The organism is Loigolactobacillus bifermentans DSM 20003 (genome assembly GCF_001434575.1).
Taxonomy (GTDB): Bacteria; Bacillota; Bacilli; order Lactobacillales; family Lactobacillaceae; genus Loigolactobacillus; species Loigolactobacillus bifermentans.
On sequence record NZ_AZDA01000024.1, the window covers coordinates 20,152 to 27,036 of the forward strand.

At 45.6% G+C, this 6,885-nt stretch carries 7 protein-coding genes and 1 pseudogene; 2 read left to right on the top strand and 6 right to left on the bottom strand.

What is annotated here, in order from left to right:
• Position 1 precedes the first annotated feature (1 nt).
• Positions 2-820 carry a MurR/RpiR family transcriptional regulator gene (locus FC07_RS04365; RefSeq protein WP_057903916.1) on the top strand — a complete coding sequence of 273 codons (819 nt, stop codon included), beginning with the start codon at positions 2-4 and terminating at the stop codon, positions 818-820.
• 124 nt (positions 821-944) lie between these two features.
• Here the strand turns inward: FC07_RS04365 and FC07_RS04370 are convergent, their stop codons facing one another.
• Positions 945-1,613, bottom strand: a complete 669-nt coding sequence (locus FC07_RS04370) for an ABC transporter ATP-binding protein (protein WP_057903907.1) — start codon at positions 1,611-1,613, stop codon at positions 945-947.
• A gap of 14 nt (positions 1,614-1,627) precedes the next feature.
• Positions 1,628-3,076, bottom strand: coding sequence for an ABC transporter permease (locus tag FC07_RS04375; protein WP_057903908.1), 1,449 nt, complete (start codon positions 3,074-3,076; stop codon positions 1,628-1,630).
• Positions 3,077-3,367: 291 nt separating this feature from the next.
• Between FC07_RS04375 and FC07_RS04380 the strand changes: the two genes are divergently transcribed.
• Positions 3,368-3,934 carry a sigma-70 RNA polymerase sigma factor region 4 domain-containing protein gene (locus FC07_RS04380; protein ID WP_057903909.1) on the top strand — a complete coding sequence of 189 codons (567 nt, stop codon included), beginning with the start codon at positions 3,368-3,370 and terminating at the stop codon, positions 3,932-3,934.
• Positions 3,935-3,985: 51 nt separating this feature from the next.
• Here the strand turns inward: FC07_RS04380 and FC07_RS04385 are convergent, their stop codons facing one another.
• The 4 genes and pseudogenes from FC07_RS04385 to FC07_RS16055 form a co-directional block, all read right to left on the bottom strand.
• A complete protein-coding gene (locus tag FC07_RS04385; RefSeq protein WP_057903910.1) occupies positions 3,986-4,966 on the bottom strand; it encodes a polyprenyl synthetase family protein in 981 nt (326 codons plus the stop codon).
• Positions 4,953-5,525: a Gx transporter family protein gene (locus tag FC07_RS04390; RefSeq protein ID WP_057903911.1), complete on the bottom strand. Its 573-nt coding sequence runs from the start codon at positions 5,523-5,525 to the stop codon at positions 4,953-4,955. Before FC07_RS04390 ends, FC07_RS04385 begins: the two co-directional genes overlap by 14 nt.
• 12 nt (positions 5,526-5,537) lie before the next feature.
• The gene (locus FC07_RS04395) at positions 5,538-5,981 is read right to left on the bottom strand and encodes a NusG domain II-containing protein (RefSeq protein WP_057903912.1); all 444 of its coding nucleotides are present in this window, start codon (positions 5,979-5,981) and stop codon (positions 5,538-5,540) included.
• A gap of 100 nt (positions 5,982-6,081) precedes the next feature.
• Positions 6,082-6,885 (bottom strand): annotated as a pseudogene (locus FC07_RS16055) (hypothetical protein); the annotation flags it as partial.

Genomic DNA, 6,885 nt, shown 5'->3' on the forward strand with positions numbered 1-6,885 from the left:
CGTGAGTATTCTCAATCAAATTGAAACTGTATTTCCGCAGTTAGCGCGCCAGGAGCGTAAGCTCGCGTTATTAGTGTTGCAACATCCTGAAAAAGTTCAGGAAATGCACATTACTGAGCTGGCTCAGGCTGCTGGAATCGGAACTGCCACAGTGACCCGGTTCGTTAAAAAAATGGGCTGTGCAGACTATTCGACGTTTAAAGTGCAATTAGCGGCAGCACAAGGGATTCAAGTCCCACCGCCAGATACAGGTACGGTTGGGGATCAAGTTTTTTCGATTTATTCAAAAATGCTGCAGGGCACTTGGGCCCAGTTAGACATGCAGCAACTCGAACAGGTGGTTGCGGTGATTACTCAGGCACGCCGGGTTTACGTTTATGGTCAAGGCAGTTCGGGCTATACGGCAGAAGAATTTGTGCAACGGCTCATTCGGATGGGGATTGCTGCTTTCTGTACCACTGATACGCATATGATGTTTATCAATGCGAGTATCATGACAGCCACGGATATTGTGATCGTCTTGTCGACCTCAGGCAGCTCGCGTGAGGTGAATGAGGCCGCCCGAATGGCGAAAGCAAATGGGGCGCAGATCGTGGGAATCACTGGTTCACCGAAAAGCCCCTTAGCCGGCTTAGTCGACTTTGCAATCGTGGTGAAAAATGCGAATTTTGTGGATACCACACGTTTTGTTAACAGTCAATTTGCCAGCATGTATGCGTTGGACATTATCACCACCATGTTACTGGATAACGATCTTTATCGGCAACGCCTGCAAGGCACTGTTGAGCTGATTATGGATCGAAAGTTACATCATGAATAACCAAGCCACTTGGCCAATGTCTGGTCAGCAACTGGGAATGGCCCGTTGCTGACCAGACTTTTTTGTTGAGCGGCTGGACGTAAAAAAACACCCCTTCAGTTAAGAAGTGGTGTTCAGTACGGCGTTAAGCCGGTTGTGTGACCCATTCAAATTCGCCGTTGCTTAGTTTTAAGGTCTGATCACAGGCCGCAGCGACGTTGGCTTCGTGGGTGACAATGATGACACATTTATGTTGTTCATGGGCAATTTTTTGAAATAACGCAATGATTGCCTCTGTATTTGTTTCATCCAAGTTGCCCGTTGGCTCATCAGCAACCACTAACCGTGCATCACAGCACATACTGCGGGCAATTGCCACGCGTTGTTGTTGGCCACCGGATAAATGTTGCACGTTTTGTGTCATTTGATCATCAGTCAGACCAAGTTGTTGTAACTGTTGCTTGGCGTAAGCCACATCCCCTTTGTGTTGTGATTCTGTAATCGCTAGTGCGGTTAACAAGTTATTGATGGGGGACATATAAGGGAGCAAGTTATAACTTTGAAAAACGGTGGTGACTTGATGACGACGGTAGGCGGTCAGGCCAATTTGGGTTAAGGCTTGGCCGTCTAATAAGATCTCACCTGCTTTTGGCTGGTCTAAACCGGCTAGTAAGGATAGAAAAGTCGTTTTCCCAGCGCCACTGGAACCAATGATCGCATAAGTTTGGTCGGCTTCAAATTTTAAATTAACGTCGTTAAAGAGACTTTCGTCAGGGCTTTGATACCAGTAGCCCAAAGATTTAATTTCTAACATCACAAACTTCCTTTCTAATCGATCAAGACTTTCTTAGGTTGTAGGCGCAAAATACCGCCGGCGGCTAAAACGGTGGCTAAGAACATAATGGCCAGTCCTAAGCCGCCAAGCTCAACCATGGTGGTGAGATCAATGCTCGTGGTCAGCTTCGTTTTTTGAGCCGCTTTTTGTGTTTGGCCCCCTTGACCTGGCATGCCGCCGCTAGGGCGTGTGCCTTGACCTGGCGTACCACCACCCATTTGACCACCACTTTGGGTGCTCATGGTCTGAGCCTGAGTCGTTTGGGTTTGTGATGTGAGCTGTTGTCCTAATTTATTGGCGACAACTTGCCCACCAGCGCTGGCAATGACTAAACCGACAATTAAAGTGAAGACCAGTTCTGTGAAGAACTGGGCGACGATTTTCCAACGCGCTTCGCCTAAGGCTAATAAGATCCCGATTTCGTGGCGCCGTTCACGGATCAATAACATGACGATCAAGGTCAAGATCACAATACCGGCTAGCGTCACTAACCAAATGATCTTATTGGAAATACTGGTAATGCTCTTCATTGATGTTTTGACCTGTTGGTAACTACTGTCATCGCTGGAAATGCTGTATTTGCTAGTGTTGATCAATTTCTTAGCAGCAGTCTTAGCAGCACTGACTTGGCCAGGGTCACTGATGCTTAACGTCACACTATCCGCAGTGTTTTTGTAGCTGCTACCTTTAAAGGTATTGGCTAAACTTGTGGCGGCGTAAATTTGATTTGAGGCATCTGTACTATTAGGGCCCATCTGGGTACTTGTCGTGCTAGCTGCTTTATAGATCCCCACAATTTTTAATTTGTAAACCTTCTTTGTTGAAGTGGTTTTAATTTTAATCGTGTCACCAACAGCCAATTTTTCTTGTTTGGCCAGTTCACTTTCAATCACAACATGGTTGGTATTTGCATCAGCGCTGGTGATGCCGCGACCTTTGGTGATCTTAGCCGATTTGGTACTGAAGCTATCGACGAGGCGCGTGGCAGTGACCCCATTGACTTGAATGTCGCCTTGGCTACTACTGCTTCCCATTTTGCCACCCATTGGACTGGCGCCCATGCTACTCGTCGTGCTAATGGCCGAGAAACTTTTGGCATTCACGCTGGTTTGCGTGGTGGCATTGTAACCAGTAACCTGACTCAGTTTGGTTAATTTCTTAACAGTGCTTAACTTAACCGGTGTCATATTGAGAGTAGGCCGACTACCGCTTGACGGCTTAGATTGTTGCCGCATTTTCTTAAACGCAGCCTGGCGATTGGCCGAAAGTGTTAAGCTGGCGCCGACACTTTTACGGGCATTGGTTGTTGCCGTATCAGCAGCGCTGTGGATCAAAAGACCGGTGAGAATAAAAAGCATGATGGCTGCTGTCAGTAAGATCAGCAGCAGAGAACGGCCTTTTTTAGCCCAAAGGCTCAGACCGGCACGGTGAATAAAGTTCATAAAAAAAACCTCCTAGAATGATAATGGCTATTTTGCTAGCAGGCACGTTTATGCTAAGGGATGTCAAAAACGTGTCCGAGACAAAATGTCAGCTACCAAAACCGTATTTGGTAATGACGCTCGTTTCCCCAAACCAGTGTCTCATTCAGAAGTTTCATGTCTTTTAAGATACCGATGAAATATGATGATTTTGTGAAATTTATTCAGTTATTTTTTACGTATATGAAACGTTCGTTCCCTTGTTCATTAAATCACACGTGGTATGCTGAAAGTGGATTTCTGATAGTATAAATGAAAAAAACAGATATGGCATCACTCATTAGTGCCGCTGCAGCAGGCGACTCAGTAGCAATCGAACGCCTTTGTTATCAATATCGACCTGTACTTCATCATTTGCGTCAGCTTTATTGGTTACGGTTGTATGATGATGACAATTGGGAGCAGGAGGCGCGTTGGGCCTGCTACCTTGCGGCAAAAGAATATGATACGCGCTACCATTTGACGTTTGGCCGGTTTTATCAAACGCGGTTGAAGCATCGCATTATCACATTGTTAAGACGCCAGTTTGCTGTTAAACGACGGTGTGATCAATATGCGGTTCGTTATCGTAATTTGGAAAATATTGCGGACCGTCATCGTTCATTACAACAAACTGAGACCATGGCCATGGCCACCTTAAAGGCTGACATTGCGTTGTATTATGAACAATTATCTAAGTTTGAGCGTCAAGTGTTTTACTGTATTTTGCATTATCACAGTAACGCTGAAATTGCCCAGCATTTGGCCTGTTTGGAAGATCAAGTTTACGGTGCGGCAAGTCGTTGTCGTTTAAAAATGCGCCTGTATATGACACTTTAATGGTGATTGCAAAAAAGCGGTCCAACTGAATAAGTTGGGCCGCCTTTTTGCTTAGCGTTTACGCGCTAATAATTGTTTGGTCAGTCGCAATAGAATGGTTTTTGCGGGATGTTCTGGTAACCGATTTAATCCAGCCAATGCTTTTGCAGTATATTGCGCCGCTAGTTCTTCGGCGGCGGTGACACCGCCAACTGCTTGAACCGTATCACGCAATGCCACCAGTTGTGCATCGGTTAGTGTCTTAGAATCTTGCAGGTAAGGGGCAATCGCCGCAGCATCTTGCTGCTTTGCAAGCAACAAAGGTGCTGAGAAAACGCCTTGACGAACATCTTCTAAAACAGGTTTGCCTAAGCCAACTTCAGATTGGGTATAGTCTAGAATATCGTCCATGATCTGAAAGGCCATGCCGATCTGAGAGCCGATCTGCTCACAGTGACGTGCAAACCGCAGGGTATTTTGACTTTCAAAGGCACCAATAAAGCAAGCTAACGCAAATAATTGTGCTGTTTTACCGTCGATTTGGACCAAATAATCATCAATTGTCATATTCGTATTGTAGCGCATTTGGCGTTGGTGTAATTCACCATCTAAAATATGTTGCATGCCTTTTGCATTTTGTTGAATACTTCGTAAGTCACTGGCGTATTGGGACAGCATTTGGAAACAAACAACAAATAGGTAATCGCCGGCATAAACCGCCACATCTTGCCCAAATGTTGATTGAATCGTTGGCTGGTTACGCCGTAAACGAGACCGATCAATCACGTCATCGTGGATCAAGGTTGCTGTGTGCAAGGTTTCAACAGCCGCAGCCAATGCGATGATTTTACGACGATCAGTTTCTTTAAATTGCGAAAATAATAAACAGTACGCAGGCCGCAACAATTTTCCGCCAGAATGGATCATGGTGAGGATCGCGTCGTTAACGGCGCGGTCGCTGGTTTTAATATGCTTTTCCATTAGCTCTAAAACAGCCGTTAATTCGGGCTTAAGTGTCGGATATTGTTGCCATAATGCATTAATTTTCGTCATAATGAGACTCCTTTTGCGTCGACGTACGCGGTGCTTCGATTTGGCGCAGGTAAGCGAGCAGCTGAATGTGCTCGAATAAATAATTGGCAGTGACGCCGATGGCAAACCCAGCCAGAATACCAATACTGGATAAAATCGGCAGGTAAAGCATGACGGTCCAGCTTTGCGCAATCAAACTGGCAACGGCGAGCTGGCCAACGTTATGCAGCAAACCGCCTGCCGCTGAGATGCCGATCAAGCTAACGCGCTTAGGGCCTAATTGCTTGATCAGTAACATACCAAAGTAACTCAGTACAGCACCTGCCGCACTATACAAAAAGGTTGAAAGGGTGCCACCGAGTAAGGTTGTCAGTAACAAGCGTAACCAAAGTAATAAAAAACTGTCACGCCAACGCATTGTAAAGATTGAAACGATTGTGATCAGATTTGCTAACCCCAATTTAGCACCGGGGGCAAAGCTGAAAGGAAAGGGAATCATGCGTTCTAATAAGCCGATAATGACGCCTTGTGCGACTAAAAGGGCGATATAAATGTATTTTCTAAGCTGTGATTGAGTCATATTGTCGTTTCCTTATTCGGTCACTAAGCCACCACCTTGATGATGCGTGGGGCCATGGCTGGTTTTGATCTCGATCAAAAGCTTATGGGGCAAACAGACGATTGTTTGCCCAGGTGTTTTGATCCAGCCACGCCGGACACAAACTTGGTCGCCGCAGTTTGCGGCCACAATGGCGACACGTTGATCTTTAAATTCAATCTCATTCCAGTCACCATCAGGCGCATGATAACGAAAACGCTTGATGCCTTGGTGCCCGGTTAATTTAAACCGGTAGACAACTTTACCGTTGTGACTTACCACTGCAGTCCGAATGGGCTGCGTGTTAGCCGTAGCAGCAGCCTGTGAACGGGTCCAACTAAAAATCACCAGTGGGGTAAAAGAAAGGATGACCAGTAGGCCAAGAATGAAATAATCCCAAGGCTTTAACATTTGCCGCAGACGACTTTTGCCAGCCATTGTTCGCGCACCGCCTTTTTAAGAGATTCATATCATTATTTTACTAAAGAAAATGGTTCTAGGCTACTCCCCTAGAACCATTTTGAAGACAACTATAACATTAACGTGCTTTTTGAGGGCCATTGTAAAGTGGCTTGATCGAACCATACCACCAGTGACCTAAATGCTTTTGTAACCACGGCACAACCCAATAATCTAGCCCAAACGCTCGACCAGATCCGTTCATTAAGGCCAGTGCAACAAATGGCATCCACATGTTGACCCAATAGAACATACCGGATAAGCAGAAGACAACGACTAAACCGATGGTTGCAGCGTTCATGATCCAAGTGAAAAGACCCGCTAAGATACATAATGCGATTCCAATTTCAACGATGGTCATGAATTCTTGCATGAACAATGCCGTTGCTTTATTCGGAATAAAGACTTTGGTAACACTTTCGTACCAATGTGGTAAATGCTTGAAAATCATCATTGGTTGTTTGCCATAGTCATAAGATAAACTGAAGAATTCCTTTGGTGTCGTTGTCGTCGTTGAAGCAGCTTTGGCAGTTGCTTTAACGGTTTCTTTGGCTGTTTTAGCAGCTTCGGAGGCGCCGGCAGTGGTTGAAGATGAAACAGCGCTACTAACACTGCTTGCAACACTGTGGGCAGCAGACTTCGCTGATTCAGAAGCACCACTTGCAGCAGAGGCAACTTTTGGATACAACCAAGTAAATGGTAAGCGTAGCTTGCCATTAAACCAAGAACCAGAACCTTGTACCTTGGTCCAGCAATCGACTAACCACATTGCTGCGTAGAAGATCCGTAAGGGAACACTCCACAAAACGTTACCGTAGCGAGAAAGGTGGTCCCCTGTCAATAAAATAGACAATTTAAATAGAGACTTTTTTGTCCTATGCCA

Coding starts and splice junctions, on each gene's coding strand:
- FC07_RS04390 (WP_057903911.1), bottom strand. CDS start 5,525: ATGACTCAATCACAGCTTAGAAAATACATTTATATCGCCCTTTTAGTC.
- FC07_RS04375 (WP_057903908.1), bottom strand. CDS start 3,076: ATGAACTTTATTCACCGTGCCGGTCTGAGCCTTTGGGCTAAAAAAGGC.
- FC07_RS04395 (WP_057903912.1), bottom strand. CDS start 5,981: ATGGCTGGCAAAAGTCGTCTGCGGCAAATGTTAAAGCCTTGGGATTAT.
- FC07_RS04385 (WP_057903910.1), bottom strand. CDS start 4,966: ATGACGAAAATTAATGCATTATGGCAACAATATCCGACACTTAAGCCC.
- FC07_RS04370 (WP_057903907.1), bottom strand. CDS start 1,613: ATGTTAGAAATTAAATCTTTGGGCTACTGGTATCAAAGCCCTGACGAA.
- FC07_RS04380 (WP_057903909.1), top strand. CDS start 3,368: ATGAAAAAAACAGATATGGCATCACTCATTAGTGCCGCTGCAGCAGGC.